The 19111-nt window shown below is 37.0% G+C and carries 21 protein-coding genes; 11 read left to right on the top strand and 10 right to left on the bottom strand.

Annotation, left to right across the window (positions count from 1 at the left end; genetic code table 11):
- Nucleotides 1–42 precede the first annotated feature (42 nt).
- Together gcvT and VL047_RS12250 are read left to right on the top strand one after the other, a co-directional pair.
- The gene (gene gcvT / locus VL047_RS12255) at nt 43–1122 is read left to right on the top strand and encodes a glycine cleavage system aminomethyltransferase GcvT (RefSeq protein ID WP_325360965.1); all 1080 of its coding nucleotides are present in this window, start codon (nt 43–45) and stop codon (nt 1120–1122) included.
- A gap of 9 nt (nt 1123–1131) precedes the next feature.
- On the top strand, nt 1132–1923 hold the full coding sequence (locus VL047_RS12250; protein WP_325360964.1) for a 2-phosphosulfolactate phosphatase: 792 nt from the start codon (nt 1132–1134) through the stop codon (nt 1921–1923).
- On the opposite strand, the gene VL047_RS12245 is transcribed toward VL047_RS12250, so the two are convergent.
- Genes VL047_RS12245 through rsgA form a run of 3 tightly spaced genes read right to left on the bottom strand, consistent with a single transcriptional unit; the run spans nt 1920 to nt 3628 of the window.
- Nucleotides 1920–2249 carry a nucleotide pyrophosphohydrolase gene (locus VL047_RS12245; protein WP_325360962.1) on the bottom strand — a complete coding sequence of 110 codons (330 nt, stop codon included), beginning with the start codon at nt 2247–2249 and terminating at the stop codon, nt 1920–1922. The genes VL047_RS12250 and VL047_RS12245 overlap by 4 nt on opposite strands.
- The gene (gene dtd / locus VL047_RS12240; protein ID WP_325360961.1) at nt 2249–2707 is read right to left on the bottom strand and encodes a D-aminoacyl-tRNA deacylase; all 459 of its coding nucleotides are present in this window, start codon (nt 2705–2707) and stop codon (nt 2249–2251) included. The genes VL047_RS12245 and dtd overlap by 1 nt, the downstream gene beginning before the upstream one ends.
- A complete protein-coding gene (gene rsgA / locus VL047_RS12235; protein ID WP_325360959.1) occupies nt 2708–3628 on the bottom strand; it encodes a ribosome small subunit-dependent GTPase A in 921 nt (306 codons plus the stop codon).
- Nucleotides 3629–3716: 88 nt separating this feature from the next.
- Between rsgA and cdaA the strand changes: the two genes are divergently transcribed.
- Entirely contained in the window at nt 3717–4508 is a 792-nt protein-coding gene (gene cdaA / locus VL047_RS12230; protein WP_325360957.1) for a diadenylate cyclase CdaA, read from the top strand.
- 97 nt (nt 4509–4605) lie between these two features.
- Here cdaA and VL047_RS12225 read toward each other — a convergent pair whose 3' ends face one another.
- On the bottom strand, nt 4606–5016 hold the full coding sequence (locus VL047_RS12225) for a BrxA/BrxB family bacilliredoxin (protein WP_325360956.1): 411 nt from the start codon (nt 5014–5016) through the stop codon (nt 4606–4608).
- A gap of 205 nt (nt 5017–5221) precedes the next feature.
- Between VL047_RS12225 and ahcY the strand changes: the two genes are divergently transcribed.
- Nucleotides 5222–6535 carry an adenosylhomocysteinase gene (ahcY, locus tag VL047_RS12220; protein ID WP_325360954.1) on the top strand — a complete coding sequence of 438 codons (1314 nt, stop codon included), beginning with the start codon at nt 5222–5224 and terminating at the stop codon, nt 6533–6535.
- Nucleotides 6536–6540: 5 nt separating this feature from the next.
- A complete protein-coding gene (locus VL047_RS12215; RefSeq protein WP_325361280.1) occupies nt 6541–7257 on the top strand; it encodes a pyridoxine 5'-phosphate synthase in 717 nt (238 codons plus the stop codon).
- An 83-nt stretch (nt 7258–7340) separates the two neighbouring features.
- On the opposite strand, the gene VL047_RS12210 is transcribed toward VL047_RS12215, so the two are convergent.
- A complete protein-coding gene (locus VL047_RS12210; protein ID WP_325360952.1) occupies nt 7341–7760 on the bottom strand; it encodes a nucleoside-diphosphate kinase in 420 nt (139 codons plus the stop codon).
- 168 nt (nt 7761–7928) lie between these two features.
- On the opposite strand from VL047_RS12210, the gene VL047_RS12205 reads away from it, so the two are divergent.
- The 4 genes from VL047_RS12205 (at nt 7929) to VL047_RS12190 (ending at nt 11870) form a co-directional block, all read left to right on the top strand.
- The gene (locus VL047_RS12205) at nt 7929–8939 is read left to right on the top strand and encodes a DHH family phosphoesterase (protein ID WP_325360951.1); all 1011 of its coding nucleotides are present in this window, start codon (nt 7929–7931) and stop codon (nt 8937–8939) included.
- Between the two features lie 15 nt (nt 8940–8954).
- Nucleotides 8955–9896 carry an FKBP-type peptidyl-prolyl cis-trans isomerase gene (locus VL047_RS12200; RefSeq protein WP_325360949.1) on the top strand — a complete coding sequence of 314 codons (942 nt, stop codon included), beginning with the start codon at nt 8955–8957 and terminating at the stop codon, nt 9894–9896.
- A gap of 52 nt (nt 9897–9948) precedes the next feature.
- Nucleotides 9949–10716: a TatD family hydrolase gene (locus VL047_RS12195; RefSeq protein ID WP_325360947.1), complete on the top strand. Its 768-nt coding sequence runs from the start codon at nt 9949–9951 to the stop codon at nt 10714–10716.
- Between the two features lie 131 nt (nt 10717–10847).
- On the top strand, nt 10848–11870 hold the full coding sequence (locus VL047_RS12190; RefSeq protein ID WP_325360945.1) for a type I asparaginase: 1023 nt from the start codon (nt 10848–10850) through the stop codon (nt 11868–11870).
- 74 nt (nt 11871–11944) lie between these two features.
- On the opposite strand, the gene VL047_RS12185 is transcribed toward VL047_RS12190, so the two are convergent.
- Together VL047_RS12185 and pdhA are read right to left on the bottom strand one after the other, a co-directional pair.
- The gene (locus VL047_RS12185; protein WP_325360943.1) at nt 11945–13597 is read right to left on the bottom strand and encodes a pyruvate dehydrogenase complex dihydrolipoamide acetyltransferase; all 1653 of its coding nucleotides are present in this window, start codon (nt 13595–13597) and stop codon (nt 11945–11947) included.
- 36 nt (nt 13598–13633) lie between these two features.
- The gene (gene pdhA, locus VL047_RS12180) at nt 13634–14629 is read right to left on the bottom strand and encodes a pyruvate dehydrogenase (acetyl-transferring) E1 component subunit alpha (protein WP_325360941.1); all 996 of its coding nucleotides are present in this window, start codon (nt 14627–14629) and stop codon (nt 13634–13636) included.
- A 239-nt stretch (nt 14630–14868) separates the two neighbouring features.
- On the opposite strand from pdhA, the gene VL047_RS12175 reads away from it, so the two are divergent.
- Complete coding sequence (locus VL047_RS12175) at nt 14869–15426, top strand: C40 family peptidase (protein ID WP_325360940.1); 558 nt, start codon at nt 14869–14871, stop codon at nt 15424–15426.
- Between the two features lie 116 nt (nt 15427–15542).
- A complete protein-coding gene (locus tag VL047_RS12170; protein ID WP_325360938.1) occupies nt 15543–16049 on the top strand; it encodes a phosphoribosyltransferase family protein in 507 nt (168 codons plus the stop codon).
- 5 nt (nt 16050–16054) lie between these two features.
- Here VL047_RS12170 and VL047_RS12165 read toward each other — a convergent pair whose 3' ends face one another.
- From VL047_RS12165 to VL047_RS12155, 3 genes are all read right to left on the bottom strand, one after another.
- Nucleotides 16055–17263, bottom strand: coding sequence for a lytic transglycosylase domain-containing protein (locus VL047_RS12165; protein WP_325360936.1), 1209 nt, complete (start codon nt 17261–17263; stop codon nt 16055–16057).
- Nucleotides 17264–17513: 250 nt separating this feature from the next.
- Nucleotides 17514–17699, bottom strand: a complete 186-nt coding sequence (gene tatA / locus VL047_RS12160) for a twin-arginine translocase TatA/TatE family subunit (protein WP_325360935.1) — start codon at nt 17697–17699, stop codon at nt 17514–17516.
- A gap of 89 nt (nt 17700–17788) precedes the next feature.
- Complete coding sequence (locus tag VL047_RS12155) at nt 17789–19108, bottom strand: murein hydrolase activator EnvC family protein (RefSeq protein WP_325360933.1); 1320 nt, start codon at nt 19106–19108, stop codon at nt 17789–17791.
- Between the last annotated feature and the right edge of the window lie 3 nt (nt 19109–19111).

Raw genomic sequence — 19111 nt, 5'->3', positions numbered from 1 at the left:
TTTTATGTAGTTTTGCGAGAATTTTATAATTAATAATCAATAATGAAGAATACTGCTTTAACTGATGTACACATTTCTCTAGGTGCTAAAATGGTTCCCTTTGCCGGTTTTAATATGCCTGTTCAATATGCAGGGATAAATAGCGAGCATGAGGCTGTCCGTAGTTCAGTAGGCGTTTTTGATGTAAGCCACATGGGTGAATTCATCTTAAAAGGCGAACGAGCCTTGGATCTGATTCAACGGGTTAGTGCCAATGATGCATCTAAATTATTTGATGGAAAGATTCAATATACCTACCTGCCTAACGAAACAGGTGGAATTGTAGATGATATTCTTGTATACCGTATTGACGAAAAAACTTATTTATTAGTTGTCAATGCTTCAAATATAGAGAAGGATTGGGAGTGGATATCAAAATTCAATACTGAAGGTGTTGAAATGATAGACATTTCTGACAAGACATCTTTACTTGCTGTTCAGGGTCCGAAATCTATCGATGTTCTTCAGAAATTAACTGATATTGATTTGTCGGCATTGGATTATTACAGCTTTAAGAAAGGCGTTTTTGCGGGAATAAAGAATGTATTAATATCTGCTACAGGCTATACGGGTGCGGGAGGATTTGAAATCTATTTTGAGAATACCAATGCTAAACTTATTTGGGATGCTATTTTCGAAGCAGGCAAAGAATATGGAATTACGCCTGTCGGCTTAGGCGCTCGTGATACGCTCCGTTTAGAAATGGGTTTCTGCTTATATGGAAATGATATTGACGAAACAACTTCACCATTAGAAGCTGGATTAGGATGGGTAACAAAATTTACAAAGGACTTCACTAATTCGGAGAATCTAAAGAAAGAAAAAGAAGCAGGTATTGTTAACAAACTAATTGGATTCGAATTACTTGAACGAGGAATTGCTCGTCATGATTATGAACTACAGGATTCTTCAGGAACAAATATAGGTCGCGTTACCTCCGGAACCCAATCACCCACACTACAAAAGCCGATTGGCTTAGGGTATGTTAAGAAAGAGTTCAGTAAAGAGGGCACTGAAATATTCGTGAATATCCGAAATAAAGCGGTAAAAGCTGTTGTGGTAAAACCTCCATTTATAAAATAAAGATACATATTGATTAAAGAACTTAAATCCAGAACGATAAGCGTATGTTTATCCCCAGCCATGTTGCCTCTACATAAATTAGATGGCAAAATTGCAGTTATAATAGATATTTTTAGAGCCTCTTCTTCAATATGCTATGGCATCCATAACAAAGCAAAAGCCATTATTCCAGTATCAACAATTGAGGAATGCCTGTCGCATAAAAACGAAGAGTATTTATTGGCGGCAGAACGTGATGGATGTGTTGTAGAAGGGTTTGATTTTGGAAATTCACCATTTTCATATACTACTGAAAAAATTGATGGTAAGACAATTGTGTTAACGACAACCAACGGAACCCGATCTATCCGTCTTTCTATGGATGCAAAGGAAGTCGTACTTGGCTCATTTTTGAATTTAACGGCTCTATGCAACTGGCTTACTAAGCAAAGTGAATCTGTCGTATTGGTTTGTGCCGGGTGGAAAGATAACTTCTGTTTAGAAGATACGTTATTTGCAGGCGCCGTGGTTGAGAAGCTTCAACATGATTACGAAATACATGATGATGGTGCTGTCGCATCGTTAGACTTATATCAGCTTGCTAAGAGTGACTTGGGTGGATACTTAAAAAAATCTTCTCACCGAGAACGCTTGAAAAAATTGAACATTGAAAAGGATGTGGATTTTTGCTTAAAAATTGATCTTATCGATACCATTCCAATTCTAAAAGATGGAAAGCTGATAAAGCTTATGGATGAAGAAAGCTCCTTGAACGGCAGTAATGATAACTTAAATATAGATTTAGAATCGAAACTCGGCTAGGGTTTAAGTTTCGGATTATTTTTATGGCGATCGCTATCTCGGATAGTCTTTTTTTCAAGATTCTTAATCAATGATTCAGTTAGATTGATTCCTGTTTGATTGGCCAGACAGATAAGTACAAATAATACATCGGCCATTTCATCTCCCAAATCGATATCTTTTTCTGATTCTTTGAAAGACTGATCACCGTACTTTCTGGACATGATACGAGCTACTTCACCAACTTCTTCCATTAATATTGCTGTATTGGTCAATTCACTAAAGTATCTGATACCTTTTGTATTGATCCAATTGTCAATAATTTCTTGCGCTTCCTGAATAGTCATTAGAAATTGTCTTTATCTTTTGTATTCATAATAATGGTAACGGGACCATCATTTAGTAGTTCAATTTTCATATCTCCGCCAAACACTCCGGTTGCGATTTTTTTCCCCAATCCATTCTCTAATTCTTGAATCATTCGCTCATAAAGAGGAATTGCTATAGTTGGTTTAGCCGCACGGATAAACGAGGGTCTGTTACCTTTTTTTGTGGCTGCAAAAAGGGTGAACTGTGAGATTAAAAGGATATTCCCATCAATATCTAACAGTGATTTATTCATAAGATCATTTTCATCTCCAAATATTCTTAGCTGTATAATTTTTTTTGCCAACCATTGTAATTCCTCCATGGTATCATCAGTTTCAATTCCTAAAAGAATTAATAAGCCTTTCTCGATTGCACCGCTTACATTTTCATCAACCTTGCATTTTGCGTAGGCAACTCTCTGAATAACAGCTCTCATTTAATTTCGGGTTTCGTTTCCATGGTAGATACTCAAATAGCTCTGATATCTGCTAGGTTCAATATCGCCATCATTAACAGCTTCCATAATGGAGCAGCCCGGCTCATTAATATGCTTGCAGTTATTATAGCGGCATTGATTTAATCGGTCGCGGAATTCAGGAAAAAAATGTGATAGTTCATGCTTTTCTATATCAACAATTCCTAATTCTTGAATGCCGGGCGTATCAATTAAATATCCTCCTTTAGATAAGGGAATCATTTCAGCAAAGGTAGTAGTATGCTTCCCTTTCTCTGACCAGGATGAGATATTTCCGGTCCTTAAATCTGCATTGGGAATCAATCGATTAATAAGTGTTGATTTCCCAACACCGGAATGCCCGGTTATCAACGTTTTCTTATCAACTAATTCTGCTTTTAATTGATCTATATGCGTACCTTCTAAAGCAGAAACCCGAAAACAGGGGTAGCCTATTTTAGTATAGATAGATTCAAATTCATCCAAAATTTCCAGGCCCTCATCGCTAAATAAATCAAGTTTATTGAAGATAATCTTAGCAGGAACATCATAGGCTTCCGCTGTAACTAAGAAACGGTCGATAAAACCTAAGGAAGTCATAGGGCTTGCTAAAGTAACCACCAAAAAAGCCTGATCGAGGTTAGTTGCTATAATTTGAACCGATTTAGAAAGATTGACAGACCTGCGGATTATATAGTTTTTTCGGGGATATAATTTAGTGATAACAGCAGTAGATTGTTCGGGTTCAACGATGATATCGACATGGTCTCCAACCGCCAAAGGATTTGTAGATTTTATATCTTTTATTCTAAATTTTCCTTGAATTCTGGAGTCATAGGTATTGCCATTTTCCGCCAAAACTTGATACCAGCTTCCTGTCGATTTTATTACCAATCCCTTCATGTAAACTTCATTTCTCTTGTTAGCTAGCGTAAAAATCAAATCTAAGCATAAAGTGAATGTTTTGGAAAGTTTTTTTTTAACTTGCACTATGGATAATTTTGATCTGAGCTTTCTAAATATTCGCTTTCTTGATATCATTGATGTACTCTTGGTGGCGATTATAATTTACTACGTTTATAATCTTATCCGAGGAACTATTGCTGTTAATATTCTGGTTGGTCTAGTCATAATTTACCTGGTTTACATTGTTGTAAAGCAATCGGAAATGCGCTTACTGACCGAAATATTCGGGGGCTTCATAAGCGTGGGGTCTATCGCTTTGATTGTTGTGTTTCAACAGGAAATAAGACGTTTCCTCCTTCATATTGGTAAAAATATCTCCCTTCGACGTAACCGTTTATTCATGTCGCTTTTTTTAAACAAGAATGATGTTGAGAAAGACAATACGGCACGATTGAAACCAATTATTGACGCATGCAGGAGCATGCAAAAATCAAGAACGGGTGCTCTTCTGGTTTTTTCTAAGTATTTTGATGAAGAATATTACCAGAATAGTGGAGAATTTATAGATGCTCAGGTATCCAAACGTTTGTTGGAGAGTATTTTTCAAAAGCATAGTCCGCTACATGATGGTGCGGTGGTAATTGTTGATTTTAAAATCAAGACGGCCAGCTGTATTTTACCACTATCAGATAGTGAGGATTTACCTTTACAATTCGGCCTTCGTCATCGTGCTGCCATTGGCGTTACAGAAATGAGTGATGCGGTTGCAGTGGTAGTTAGTGAGGAAACTGGTGAGATTTCTTATGCAAAACAAGGAAACGTAAACATGAATATTGGTTACGAAGATCTTGAACGTTTGCTTAATGAAGATTTATAATAAAAAAGAAGCCTGTTTCCTGTATTGTATTAATACGGAAACAGGCCCTTAGTAGCTTTGCTAATAAATAAAACAATAAATTATATGAAAGTGAGTATTAACAATACTCGTCGAACGCTGCTACTAAGTTATCAGCAATCATTTGGGCAGGTTTGCCTTCAATGTTATGTCTTTCAATCATATGAACTAACTTTCCATCTTTAAACAATGCCATTGCGGGTGATGAAGGTGGATATGGCTGCATATAACTACGAGCCTTTTCTACTGCTTCTGTTGCAACTCCTGCAAATACGGTTATGATCTTATCTGGACGTTTTTCATTCTGAACAGCTACTTTTGCAGCAGGGCGTGCATTGGATGCAGCACAACCACAAACTGAATTTATAACTACTAGAACAGAACCGTCATGGCTAAGGGCTGTTTCTACTTCTTCAGGAGAAGTTAAATCTTCAAAGCCGACATCTGTTAATTCTTTGCGCATAGGCGCTACCAAATAGTCTGGGTACATCTTTTATCCTTTCTTAATAAAACTTTCTACAAATATACACCATGTGTTTTACATAGTCCAGACCCATATTTCAAATGAATGTAATAATAACTGAATTTATTGCATTTCATTAATTCTGAAAGCATTGTAATTGCCTTGCAGTTCAATAGAAGTTTGATAATCGGGCTTAAAGATGTATTTTTGCAATTAATAAAATTTAAAAACTATGTCTGTAGAAACGCAATATACACCCTTTAAGGTAAAAGATATCTCTTTAGCTGAATGGGGAAGAAAAGAAATAGAATTAGCAGAAGCAGAAATGCCGGGATTAATGGCGCTTCGCGAAGAATATGGTGATTCAAAACCATTAAGTGGTGCTCGTATTGCCGGCTGTTTACATATGACCATTCAAACTGCTGTCCTAATTGAGACCTTGGTTGCATTGGGCGCAAAAGTTAGCTGGTCATCTTGTAATATATTTTCAACCCAAGATCATGCTGCTGCAGCAATTGCCGCTGCGGGAATTCCTGTTTACGCATGGAAGGGAATGAACGAAGACGAGTTTAATTGGTGTATCGAGCAAACTCTTTATTTTGGTGAAGAGCGCGAACCATTAAACTTGATTTTAGATGATGGTGGTGACCTTACGAACATGGTTCTTGATAAGTATCCTGAATTAGTTAGTGGAATCAAAGGTTTATCTGAAGAAACTACTACCGGAGTACACAGACTTTATGAACGTATGAAGAATGGTACTTTGTCTATTCCAGCAATCAATGTTAATGACTCTGTTACTAAATCTAAATTTGATAATAAATATGGCTGTCGTGAATCTTTGGTAGACGCTATCCGTCGGGCAACTGATTTAATGTTAGCTGGAAAAGTAGGGCTTGTTGCTGGTTATGGAGATGTTGGAAAGGGTTCCGCAGAATCATTAAGAAGTGCGGGTGTTCGTGTAATTGTTACCGAGATAGATCCTATTTGTGCATTACAGGCTGCAATGGAAGGCTTTGAGGTTAAGAAATTCAGCAATGCTGTAAAGGAAGCTGATATAATTGTAACAGCTACGGGAAATAAGAACATTGTTCGCCCGGAGCATTTCTTAAGTATGAAAGATAAAGCAGTGGTATGTAATATTGGCCATTTTGATAACGAAATTGATGTTGCTTGGCTAAACGATAATCATGGCAATTCGAGAGTAGAAATCAAACCTCAGGTAGATAAATATACCATTGAGGGAAAAGACATTATTTTATTAGCTGAAGGACGTTTAGTTAACCTGGGTTGTGCAACCGGCCATCCTTCTTTTGTTATGAGTAATTCTTTTACAAATCAGACTTTAGCACAAATTGAGTTGTGGACAAATACAGATCAATACGAAAATAAAGTTTATACCTTACCAAAGCACCTCGATGAACGGGTTGCTTATTTACATTTAGCTAAAATAGGTGTAGAGCTTGATGAACTTGATCAGGATCAGGCTGATTATATTGGTGTTCCGGTTAATGGACCTTTCAAATCAGAGAACTATAGATATTAATAATGATCACAAAGCTTTCTGTAAATATTAATAAAATAGCCACTTTAAGAAATTCTCGGGGTGGTCAGATACCGAATGTATTAGATGCTGCTTTAGCCTGTGAACGATTTGGAGCACAAGGGATCACTGTTCATCCAAGACCTGATGAAAGACATATTCGATATCAGGATGTATTCGATATTAAAAAGAACATTCAAGTAGAATTTAATATTGAAGGAAACTGCCGTGAACAAAAGTTTGTTGATCTGGTATTAGCAAACTCGCCGGCACAGGTAACATTGGTTCCGGATGAATTAGGTCAGATCACTTCAAACCATGGCTGGGACACTATTAAGAACCAGGACTATCTTAAAGAAATGGTTGCTGTATTTCAAGATGCAGGTATCCGTGTCTCGATCTTTGTAGATCCCGATATAAGAATGGTTGAAGGTGCAGCTGATACTGGTACTGACCGGATTGAACTGTATACAGAAGATTATGCAACAGATTTCAAAAAGGACCCTAAAAGTGCGCTTAAACCATATTTAGAAGCAGCGCATGCTGCTCAAAAGCTTGGTTTAGGTATCAACGCAGGACATGATCTGGATTTAAACAATCTGTCTCATTTTGCACAAAGCATTCCCAATTTATTAGAGGTAAGTATTGGCCATGCGTTAATAGCCGATGCTCTTTATATGGGTTTAGAAAGCACCATTAAACAATACCTGAAAGCTTTACAATAAAACAAATAGCTATACAAAAAAAGCCTCTTGAAATATTCAAGAGGCTTTTTTTGTATAGCTATTCTTATGATTAGAGTTTCTTATTAAAACCTTTCTAGTTGAGAAAAGTAGAAGTTACCTTCTATCTGAGCATTCTCATCTGAATCCGATCCATGTACCGCATTGGCTTCAATGGATTGAGCATATTTATTACGGATAGTGCCTTCAGCTGCATCAGCAGGATTAGTTGCACCAATCAGTTTTCTGAAATCTTCAACAGCATTTTCTTTTTCCAGGATTGCTGCAACAATGGGACCTGAGCTCATAAAATTCACCAAATCAGTATAAAAAGGTCTTTCTTTATGAACTTCATAAAAAGCACCTGCTGTCTCGCCTGAAAGATGGGTGTATTTCATTGCGATAATTTTAAAGCCTGCGCTTGTAATATCGTTTAAAATTGCTCCAATATGCCCGTTGCTTACAGCATCAGGCTTAATCATTGTAAAAGTTCTATTTGTTGCCATGTATGTTTTTTTTTGCAAAAATACGATTTTAATTTTAATGGCTAATCCACTGAAGCATTTGATCAGTTCATAAAATAAAAAGCAACAAATTATGCAACGCTAAAGACTTAAATTGTTCGATAGGTTTATAGATAAATTTTTATAGCTTTGCTATCTTTAATTAAGTACATGCTATTGTTAAACGACCTAAAGAAAAAACTCGCTGAACAGCAAAAGATTGTAATTACAACTCACTATAAACCAGATGGTGATGCTTTGGGTTCGTCGTTGGCTTTATATCATTGGTTAATAAAATACGGGCATGAAGTAACACTGATTGTCCCGTCTGATTATCCATCATTTTTGTCATGGATGCCCGGCCAGGAAGATGCCATTATCTATACATCTCATCAAGAGAAATCAGACAAACAGATTGAAGAAGCAGATATTATCTTTTGCCTTGACTTTAATCATTTATCTCGCATTCAACCAATGGAGGCTGTTGTTCGTAAATCGACAGCATTAAAAGTGATGATCGATCATCATATCGGTCCAGAAGATTTCGACGATGTGCGGCTATGGGATTATAAGGCAGCCGCAACTGCGCAATTAGTATATGATTTCATTGTAAATCATATGGATGACCGCCAGGGAATATCTGCCGAGATAGCAACTTCTTTGTATACAGGAATAATGACTGATACAGGTTCATTTCGTTTTCCATCAACCACAGCCGAAGTACATCGAATAATAGCCGACTTAATTACTCTGGGTGCTCAGAACTGGAAAATACATGAATATGTTTTTAATAGTTCTACTGAGAGCCGATTAAAATTTCTTGGCTTCTGTCTTTTAAATCGATTAGAAGTAATCCCTGAATATAATGCAGCTATATTTGCAATAGAAGCAGAGGATCTGAAACAGTTTAATATAACAACCGGAGATACAGAGGGATTGGTTAATTATGCCCTATCAGTAAGCGGAATCAGATTGGCAGCATTAATCATTGATAGAACAGAACGAATCAAATTATCTTTACGATCGGTGGGAGACATTCCATGTAATGAAATCTGCAGTCGATATTTTGAAGGTGGCGGACATAAAAACGCTGCCGGAGGACATTCTAAAAAATCCTTATCAGAAGTAGTAGCAACGTTTAAATCTATATTACCAGAATATAAAAATCTTTTAACTAAATAAATTCTAAAAAGGAAAATGAAAAAATCAATTATTGTTTTAGGTTTAGCAATGCTAGGTCTTACTGCATGTTCGCAATTCCAAGAGGGAGAAGGTGGTATGCAATATAAAATTATTACTGATAATGGGCAACCCAAAATCAAAGAAGGAGATTTCGTATCTATCGGAGCTATTATAAAGACCGATGGAGATTCATTGCTAATGAGCACATATGAAACCGGACAACCAACTTATATGACAGCACAGGCGCCTAACTATCCTGGAGATATTACATCTGCCTTATTAAAATTAGGTAGTGGTGATAGTGCAGTCTTTAAATTTAATATTGATAGTATGGTTGCAAGAGGCTTACCTAAACCAGAAGGCATCGATTCTAAATTTTTAGTATACACCTTTAAAATCAACCACGTTATTCCTAAAGGTGAATTAACGGATAGTCTTTTTCAAGCAGAAGTAGAAAAATACATTGTTGCTGAGGAAGAAAAAATTAAAAACGCTGAAGCTGGAATAATTGATAATTACATTAAAAAAGAAGATTTATCAGCTAAAACTACAGCATCTGGACTTCGCTATGTAATTGAAAAAGAAGGTACCGGTCCTTTGGCAAAGGTTGGAGATTCTATTACTGTAAATTATACAGGCCATTTTATCACAGGTACAAAAAAGGTTTTTGATACAAGTATTGAAGAAGTAGCTAAGAAAGAAGGTGGTAATGTTTACAATCCTCAACGTCCTTATGAGCCTATCACAATTCCGGTTGGATTAGGAGCAGTTATTCCTGGATGGGATGAAGCTATGCAACTACTTCCAGAAGGCACTAAAGCTAAATTAATCGTTCCTTCTAAATTAGCTTACGGAGAACAAGGAGCAATGGGAGCAATAGCCCCTTATACACCGCTCGCTTTCGAAATAGAAGTTGTTAAAGTAACGCCTCAAAAAGCTGAGACACCAACAAACTAATTGATATTAGAAGCGCCTTCAAATTGAAAGGCGCTTTTTTTTTACCTATAAAATGAAATTAACAGATACGCATACGCATATTTACTATCAGGCAGGATCTCCTGAACTGGCCTTGCAAATGGAACGCTGTTTAGCTAGTGGAATTGACCGACTTTTCTTACCCAATGTAGATTTGAAATCGGTTGATTTAATAAAGGAAACCGTTGCGGCTTATCCCAGTAACTGCTTTCCGATGTTGGGACTGCATCCTTGCAGTGTGCAAGATGATTTCAATTCGGTACTTAATGAACTTAAGCAAGCAATTGATGACACGAAAATTTACGCGATAGGCGAAATAGGATTGGACCTACATTGGGATAAGAGTACATTGCCTTTTCAGCAAGAAGCTTTTAAAGTTCAGGTGCAATGGGCAAAAGATCTTGATTTACCCATTGTGATCCATTGCCGTGAGGCATTTGACGAACTATTTGAACTTTTAGAAGATCTCAATGATAATAAGTTAAGGGGTATTTTCCACTGCTTTACCGGAAATCTGGAGCAAGCAAAGAAAGCTATTGATTATGGTTTTTATTTAGGAATTGGTGGAGTAGTTACTTTCAAAAATGCTGGCTTGGATAAAGTTGTGAAAGAAATAGACTCCCAACATATTGTGCTCGAAACAGATGCTCCTTATTTAGCTCCCGTTCCTTTTCGTGGAAAAAATAATGAAAGTAGCTATTTGAAATATGTTGCGGAAAAAGTTGCTGACCTTTATCACATATCGCTTGAAGAACTCGCTTCTATTACGACACAAAACTCAGTAAATATTTTCGGAGTCTGATCTTCTTTACTAACTTCGGAATTCGCAAAACTTACTTTCTAATGAAACCATCAATAGTTTATAGGGCTAACAACGATGCTAAGTTCTGCGAAGCGATTTCTTTCATCGCTAAGTGAAAACAAATTATACTGATGAAAAATATATTTGTAATATATACAGGTGGCACCATAGGGATGGTGATGGATGAAGAGACCGACTCATTCGTTCCATTTGATTTTGATTTAATAAGCAAGAATGTACCGGAATTAAACAGGCTCAATTATAAGCTTACTGTTTGCTCTTTTACACCAATTATTGACTCATCTAATATGACACCAGCTATCTGGCTTAAAATGGCTGAGATCGTAAAAGAAAACTATGAAGACCACGATGGCTTTGTAATCTTACATGGTTCGGATACCATGGCCTTCTCTGCGGCTGCTTTAAGCTTTATGCTTGAAGGTTTACAAAAGCCGGTTATATTTTCAGGATCTCAATTACCAATAGGAAGTGTTCGTACCGATGCCAGAGAAAATTTAATCACAGCTTTAGAAATAGCTTCTGCAAAGAAGAAAGACCGCTCTTTAGTACACGAAGTTGGCATTTACTTCGATAGCCAGCTATATCGTGGAAACCGTTCATTTAAATACAATTCTGCGAAATTCGAAGCCTTTCGCTCACCTAATTATCCGGTGTTGGTAGAAGCAGGCGTGCATTTAAGATATAATGAAGCTGCCTTACAAGATAATAGTGGACAGGAATTTATTCTGCACACTCAATTAGATAACTCGATTTCAGTACTAAAACTATATCCTGGTATCAACCAAAAGGTGGTCAAAAGTATCCTGGAGTCTGATGCACGCTCTATCATTATGGAAACTTTTGGATCAGGCAATACAACCACTGATACCTGGTTTTTAGATATGTTAAGAGACGCATTAAAGAATGGTAAGAATATCCTTAATATTTCTCAATGCAGGGTTGGGTCAGTTGAGTTGGGAAGATACGAAACCAGTAAATGGCTAAAAGATATGGGTGTACTAAGTGGTTACGATATGACTTTTGAAGCTGCTGTTACAAAACTAATGCATTTACAAGGACGATATGAAAGTCAGGCAGAAGTGGCTCATTGGGCAGAAATAAGCTTAAGAGGAGAATTGACAAAAACACTTTAAATATAATATTATATAAAAGAGGAAAGGCTATCTAAATTAGATTAGCCTTTCCTCTTTTATATAATATTATTGATCTATACTAATAGTCGTACAGGCTCTTCTAATAGATTTTTCAACGTTTGTAAGAAGGCTGCTCCGGTAGCACCATCTACAACTCTATGATCACAACTTAAAGTTACTTTCATAATGTTGCCTGGTACAATAGTGCCGTTTTTAACAACCGGTACCTGTTGAATACCACCTACAGCTAAAATACATGCATCAGGAGAATTAATGATTGCTGTAAATTCATCTATTCCAAACATCCCTAAGTTTGAAATTGTAAAGGTTGAACCTTCCCAATCCGATGGCTGTAGTTTTTTAGCTTTCGCACGTTGTGCAAAATCCTTAACCTCGGCAGAGATATGAGACAACGATTTACCGTCTGCGAAACGTACAACCGGTACTAATAATCCTTCGTCAACCGCAATAGCAACACCGATATTAACATGCTCGTTATATCTTATTTTATCTCCTAACCAAGAAGAGTTAACATTTGGATGTTGTTTTAAGGCAACAGCCACTGCTTTTACAACCAGGTCATTAAAGGATACCTTAACAGGAGCAATTTCATTGATTTTAGCTCTTGCGCTCATGGCACTATCCATATCTATTTTCATAGTTAAATAGAAGTGCGGAGCCGTAAATAAGCTTTCTGATAACCTCTTAGCAATTGTTTTACGCATTTGCGTAACAGGCTTCTCAGTATAACGCTCTTCTCCAATATACTGAGGAATACTGATTGTTTTTTCGCTAGTTGCTCCCACTGCTGGTGAAGCGCTCGCTGCCTTCTCTGCTGGTTTGTAATCTTCGATATCTTTCTTAACGATTCTTCCACCCTCTGCTGATCCTTTCACATCGCTTAATTTAATTCCCTTTTCTTTAGCCAATTTCTTAGCTAAAGGTGAAGCTTTCACTCTAGAGTCGTCACTATCAACCCTCTCTTCAGAGCTTTCTGCTTTGACAGAGCTATTATCCTCTTTAGGAGCATCTTTTACTTCAGCAGCCTTGGCCTCTGAACTTGGTTTATTCTTTTTATTCAACAATGGAGTGATATCCGTTCCTTTAGGACCAACGATCGCAATAATATCATTTACTTTTGCAGCTTCTCCCTTTTCTAAACCAATATACAATAATGTACCGTCTGCATAAGCAGTAACTTCCATTGTTGCTTTATCTGTTTCAACATCAGCTATTGCATCGTCACTCTTAATTTCATCGCCTACTTTAAAATTCCATTCAGCTATCACGCCTTCAGTCATCGTATCGCTCAAAAGAGGCATAGTAATTACCGTAACACCTAAATCATCAGCGGTTACATCGCTATCTGAATCAGAGATGTCATCCGAATCAGATTCTTTAGAATCCGAAAAAGTCTCCGATTCTTCCTTCTTATCTGATCCTGTATCTTCCTTTTTACTATCTTCTAATAATGCTTTGTAATCTTCGCCCTGTTCTCCCAATACTGCAATAACTGCATCAACAGGAACTGCTTCGCCCTCTTTTGGACCAATATATAGCAGTATTCCGTCTTGATACGATTCAAAATCCATCGTTGCTTTATCGGTTTCCACCTCTGCAATAACATCGCCTGAACTTATTTTATCGCCAACTTTTTTATGCCATTTTGCGATAACACCTTCTGTCATGGTATCGCTCATTTTAGGCATTCGAACTACTTCAGCCATTCTATTCTATTTGAGTGTCTTTAAATATATTAAATATTAATTATGAATGTACGGATAATCAGTTTGTACATACACATCCTTGTAAAGTTCTTCTACCTCAGGATAAGGAGAGTCTTCCGCAAACTTAACAGCTTCTGCAACGATTTGTTTGACATCATTGTCAACCTCTTCAAACCATTTATCAGTTGCATATTTCTTTTTACGAATAATCTCTTTTACGTTAATAATAGGATCACGGCCTTTATAATCTTCCAATTCTTCTTTCGTACGATATTTTGCCGGATCAGACATAGAATGTCCTTTATAACGATAAGTACGAATCTCTAAGAAGGTTGGTCCATCTCCCTTTCGTGCACGAGAAACAGCTTCATCCATTGCATTATGTACAGCAACAACGTCCATTCCATCAACAGGAGCACTTGGCATATCAAATGCAAATCCCATTTTATAGATATCTACCTGATTGGTAGTACGCTTAACAGAAGTACCCATGGCATAACCATTGTTCTCGCAAACAAAGATAACAGGCAATTTCCAAAGCATCGCCATATTTAATGTTTCATTGAAAGCCCCTTGACGTACAGCACCGTCGCCCATATAACAGATACAAACGTTGTCTGTACCATTATATTTTTCAGCAAAAGCTATACCTGCTCCTAAAGGAATCTGGCCACCAACAATACCATGACCTCCCATAAAATTATGCTCTTTACTAAAGAAGTGCATAGAGCCCCCTTTACCTTTAGAACAACCGGTAACTTTACCATAAAGCTCTGCCATTGCCGCATTAGGACTCATTCCTTTTGCTATTGCATGTGCATGATCGCGGTAAGTAGTAAGCATTGAATCTTCGGGACGTATAACAGACATTGCGCCTGCCACTACGGCCTCCTGACCGATATATAGATGGCAGAATCCTCTTATTTTTTGTTGGCCATATAGCTGACCTGTTTTTTCCTCGAATCTACGCATAAGCAGCATAGATTTATACCACTCTAAATAGGTTTCCTTTGTAATCGCTATTGAACTCATTTCGACGTATTAATAAATATTAAATGCGGTAGGCAAATCTAAACAATAGATTTGAAATATGATAATATGGGGTGTCTAATTTTCAGATGTGTATAGAATTTAAGACAGGAGTGTATAGAAAAAAGTTAAATTTATGTTAAATTGTTTGGAAGCAATACCTTTTTCGGTTAGTTTTGAAAGATAAATCGACCAGTATATAAATGCATTCTATTTTTTAAAGGTTTTATTTTATTAAGTATATGAAAAAGACGGTACTTGCAGCATCTATAATGCTTCTTTGTTTCCTATTTAGTGCCAATGCACAAACATCCAATAAAACCACTTCTAACGATCCCGACAATCTCGCAAAAGATTATTTTTCACAAATAATGGGTGTGGCAGCCAGCTCAACTACCAATAGTAAAATGTATCAATTTATATACGATTGGATAGGAACCCCTTATCGTTTGGGTGGCAATACTAAAAATGGTATTGATTGTTCAGCTTTTGCAGCAGAACTTTATGAACAGGTTTTTAATACATCCATTGGTTCAAACTCTCGCAATATCTATTCAAACGTAGATAAAGTAAGCAAGAATAACTTACAACCGGGAGATTTCGTTTTCTTCAAAATCAGAAGTAAAAACATATCTCATGTAGGAGTTTATATCGGTGATAATAAATTCGCTCACGCTTCTTCAAGTCGCGGAGTAATGGTAAGCGATTTAAACGATGCCTACTGGAAACGTTACTACTATAATGGTGGAAGAGCTTTAACAGCCTCTACTGATGAAAATACAGATTCTTCTGTAGATTAAATTACAAAATAAAAAGCCCGGATGTATTGATCAATACATCCGGGCTTTTTATTTTTACAGATTCTGTTTTTAGCTAATCAGAAAAATAATTACATTTATTTCTAATCTACTGAAATATGTCAAAAGAAGTTATTATCCTAAATAGTGAACAAATAGAACAAAAAACAATCAGGATTGCCTACCAGATTCTGGAAGACTCTATTGAAGAAAAGGAACTTGTTTTTGCAGGAATAGCCGATCGAGGATATATTTTCGCAGAACGTATTATCAGTGAATTAAAGAAAATCTCCAAGCAAAATATCTCTTTAATTAAGATCTCCTTAGACAAGGATAGCACTTCTCTTAAAGCAAATACCGATAAAGACGTTGCAATTGCGGAAGATAAAGTAGTAATCTTAGTAGATGACGTATTAAATAGCGGACGCACATTAGCATACGGACTCAGCGTATTTTTAAATGTCCCACTAAAGAAAATGAGAGTAGCGGTCTTGATTGACAGAAGCCATCACAATTATCCTGTATATAGTGATTTTGCCGGACTTAAGCTATCAACTGTTTTAAAAGAGCATGTTTCCGTTATCTTTTCTGATACACCAGAGCAAGATGTGGCACACTTATCTTAAAACACTTAATCAACGTGTACCTTCAGAGCCATTCCGGGTTGAATTACATTGCTTCTAAGGTTGTTCATTGCTTTTAAGGATGAAACACTCGACCCTTTAAAGCGTTTTGTAATAGCGTCTAATGTATCACCCTTTTTAACAACATAAATTTCCGCATTTTGAACCTTTTGAGCGCCTGCCTCGGGCTTCGATGATGGATTTCCTTGAAGGAAACTATACAATTCGCTGTATTCCTGACTTTGAACCTTCGGAACAATTAAGCGGCTGGGGTTCAATTTATCAGCCTGGATAATCTTCTTCTTATAAGAAGGATTCAATCGATATAGTTCATCTGCTTCAATCTCCAATACCTTAGCAATAGAAGAAAGTGAAAAATTCCTATCTACCAGAATAACATCAATACTCGTTGGCAATTCGGCATAATTTGCCTCAATAGGGTATAAATCAGGGTTTTCCATCACATACGTCATGGCAATAAAAGCAGGAATATAGTTCCTGGTTTCTGTAGGTAAATAAGGCTGAATATCCCAAAAGGTAGGATTAGTTTTTCCACTTCGATTTATCGCCCTGTTTACATTTCCTTGTCCGCAGTTATAAGAAGCAATCGCCAGAAACCAATCACCATAAACATCAAACGCCTTTTTAAGATAGCTAGCCGCCGCATAAGTAGCTTCAAATGGATCCTTACGTTCATCCACATACGAATTCATCTTTAAGCCATAACCCTTTGCCGTTGCATACATAAACTGCCAGGGACCAGTGGCGCCAACACGTGAAACGGCGTGCGGATTTAACGAGGATTCAATGATAGCAAGGTATTTGATTGCCTGAGGAACACCCGTTTCTCCAAAAACCTTTTCAAAAATAGGGAAATAATAAGCTGCTAATCCCTTCATTTTGGAAAGATGCCCTCTAAAAGATGGATTGGTATACTTATTGACATATGCTTCCACATCTGCATTATGATCTTTTTCCATTTGCTTTAACAGGGGAGAAAATTGATCTCTTAAAATTTCTCTTATTGGAGAAGATGCAAGTTCTTTCTCACGGGCAGATAAAGATATTGTGTCAATGCGATTAAGTGGTGCAGTTCTTTTAAGAATTATCGTTTTTGTTGAATCCTTAGCGTGCGTTCGTTCTTTTGCGAAGCTCAGAGAGGTAGTTATACATAAAAGTATAGACAGCGCACTGGCTAAAATTTGCTTACAGAGCATAACAATATTATATGTGTTCAGTTTATGAAATGGTCAATCTTAAAAAAAAGAAATAGAACAACCGCTTATTAAACGAGTGCCAACCTTAATTATTATTCACAAGAAAAATAAAAGGAATACCTGTTAGAAATACAGGTATAAACAGAAGTGCTGATATAATTAAATTAGGGCCATTATAAATCTAATAGCCAAGGCGACAGCAAAAAAAAAGAGACTTTATAATATAAATTATAAAGTCTCCAAAATAGAATTACTTCTGTTCGTCTTTTACTTTTGCTTCAGGATCTTCGTTCTGCGCGTCTTTAAACTCACGAATTCCCTTACCCAAACCACGCATTAATTCAGGGATTTTTCTACCCCCAAACAATAACAATAAAGCCAGTGCGATGACAATCATCTCCTGAGCTCCTAAAAATCCTAAAGTTGTACTTATCATATGTGTACTTTTTTATAAACGGTAATTTCTCTTATTAATTCCTCTAATATTCAAAGAATTATTGAAGTAGGCAAATATACAATTAAAATTTAGAAACGTGCAAGCCAAGGAGTTGGATTTATCGGCGCTGAACCTTCCCAAATTTCAAAATGAACTTCTGTTGTTCCTTCATCAGGATCTGTAGCAGCAGTTCCAATTGCCTGTTTACTAGTAACTTTTTGACCTCTAGTAACAGAAACCGATTTCAGGTTAGAATACACAGAGAAGTATTTACCATGACGAATGATTACCGCATAACCCGCGCCCATCATCTGTACAACACTCCGTACTTCCCCATCAAAAACAGCCCGAACAGCAGCACCATTGTTAGTCCGTATATTCAATCCATTATTCTCCATTTTCACACCCGCACCGTATGTATGCTGGCCAAAGCCCTGTGTAATGGTTCCACGTTCAACAGGCCAAGGTAAACTTCCCCGATTACCCATAAATTCATTAGATAGTTTAGCGGCTTCCGGCGTGGCCGACAAAACACTGGAGGCTGAAGTAGATGCCGCAGGTTTAGGTTTTGCTACCGCTACCGGCTTAGCAGGTTCTCCTGCAGCCTTAGCGCGCGCAGCTTCATCTCTCGCTGCTTGTTCAGCAAGCAATCTGGCAGCTTCTGCAGCCCGTCTTTGTTCTTCTTCTATTTCTTTTCGGATAGCAGCCTGAATAGCTCTTTCTAAACGACTAGCTTCCTGTTGCTTTTTAGTTATTTCAGCTTTATACTGCTTCTCTTGACTAGCAAAACCACTAACAACTTTCGATTTATCTGCCTTTTGAGCATTTAACGTACTCCGCTCTTTTTCCTGTTCATCTAATAGATCTAATTTTTCCTTTCTATTAGCAGCTAACTCTGCTATTTTATTCTGAATAGTTTTCTGCGTTTTCTCTATTTCCTGCGCCTGGTTCTTTCTTGATTCACTGAACTGCTGAAGATATTTAACGCGTTTATAAGCCTGATTAAAATCTTTTGAAGCAAAAATAAACATCATCTTATTATAGCCATTCTTATTTCTAAATGCAAAGCGGATCATACTCGCATAATCCTTCTTCAGTTTCTCCAGTTGATCCTCCAGTTTCTTTATCTCTTGCGTATTCTCTTGTATCTGACGATCAATCAACCGCATTTCAGAGCTAATCGTGCTTATTTTTCGTTCCCGAAGAGTAATTTGAGTATTAAGTGCATTAACCTGTTTTAGGGTTAGAGTTTTATTACTGGAAGTAGCTTTAAGACTTTGATTAAGAAGGTTGATTTCCTGAGTAATACGTTCACGTTGTTTCTTTAACTCTGCACTGGTTTGTCCGTAACTCGTCCCGGCAAACATTAGAAGTACAACAATGCCCGCTATCGTTCTAATCAAATTCATTCT

Source organism: Albibacterium sp., assembly GCF_035514885.1.
Lineage (GTDB): Bacteria > Bacteroidota > Bacteroidia > Sphingobacteriales > Sphingobacteriaceae > Albibacterium.
The sequence above is the reverse complement of the archived record's forward strand: the minus strand, read 5'-3'. Positions and strand labels throughout refer to the sequence as shown.

Bases quoted from the DNA above. Each gene is read 5' to 3' on its own strand.
- VL047_RS12205 (WP_325360951.1), top strand. From the start codon at position 7,929: ATGCTATTGTTAAACGACCTAAAGAAAAAACTCGCTGAACAGCAAAAG.
- VL047_RS12190 (WP_325360945.1), top strand. From the start codon at position 10,848: ATGAAAAATATATTTGTAATATATACAGGTGGCACCATAGGGATGGTG.
- VL047_RS12170 (WP_325360938.1), top strand. From the start codon at position 15,543: ATGTCAAAAGAAGTTATTATCCTAAATAGTGAACAAATAGAACAAAAA.
- VL047_RS12200 (WP_325360949.1), top strand. From the start codon at position 8,955: ATGAAAAAATCAATTATTGTTTTAGGTTTAGCAATGCTAGGTCTTACT.
- VL047_RS12225 (WP_325360956.1), bottom strand. From the start codon at position 5,016: ATGTACCCAGACTATTTGGTAGCGCCTATGCGCAAAGAATTAACAGAT.
- ahcY (WP_325360954.1), top strand. From the start codon at position 5,222: ATGTCTGTAGAAACGCAATATACACCCTTTAAGGTAAAAGATATCTCT.
- VL047_RS12185 (WP_325360943.1), bottom strand. From the start codon at position 13,597: ATGGCTGAAGTAGTTCGAATGCCTAAAATGAGCGATACCATGACAGAA.
- dtd (WP_325360961.1), bottom strand. From the start codon at position 2,707: ATGAGAGCTGTTATTCAGAGAGTTGCCTACGCAAAATGCAAGGTTGAT.
- VL047_RS12175 (WP_325360940.1), top strand. From the start codon at position 14,869: ATGAAAAAGACGGTACTTGCAGCATCTATAATGCTTCTTTGTTTCCTA.
- VL047_RS12165 (WP_325360936.1), bottom strand. From the start codon at position 17,263: ATGCTCTGTAAGCAAATTTTAGCCAGTGCGCTGTCTATACTTTTATGT.
- rsgA (WP_325360959.1), bottom strand. From the start codon at position 3,628: ATGAAGGGATTGGTAATAAAATCGACAGGAAGCTGGTATCAAGTTTTG.
- VL047_RS12210 (WP_325360952.1), bottom strand. From the start codon at position 7,760: ATGGCAACAAATAGAACTTTTACAATGATTAAGCCTGATGCTGTAAGC.
- VL047_RS12245 (WP_325360962.1), bottom strand. From the start codon at position 2,249: ATGACTATTCAGGAAGCGCAAGAAATTATTGACAATTGGATCAATACA.
- VL047_RS12195 (WP_325360947.1), top strand. From the start codon at position 9,949: ATGAAATTAACAGATACGCATACGCATATTTACTATCAGGCAGGATCT.
- pdhA (WP_325360941.1), bottom strand. From the start codon at position 14,629: ATGAGTTCAATAGCGATTACAAAGGAAACCTATTTAGAGTGGTATAAA.
- VL047_RS12155 (WP_325360933.1), bottom strand. From the start codon at position 19,108: ATGAATTTGATTAGAACGATAGCGGGCATTGTTGTACTTCTAATGTTT.
- cdaA (WP_325360957.1), top strand. From the start codon at position 3,717: ATGGATAATTTTGATCTGAGCTTTCTAAATATTCGCTTTCTTGATATC.
- gcvT (WP_325360965.1), top strand. From the start codon at position 43: ATGAAGAATACTGCTTTAACTGATGTACACATTTCTCTAGGTGCTAAA.
- tatA (WP_325360935.1), bottom strand. From the start codon at position 17,699: ATGATAAGTACAACTTTAGGATTTTTAGGAGCTCAGGAGATGATTGTC.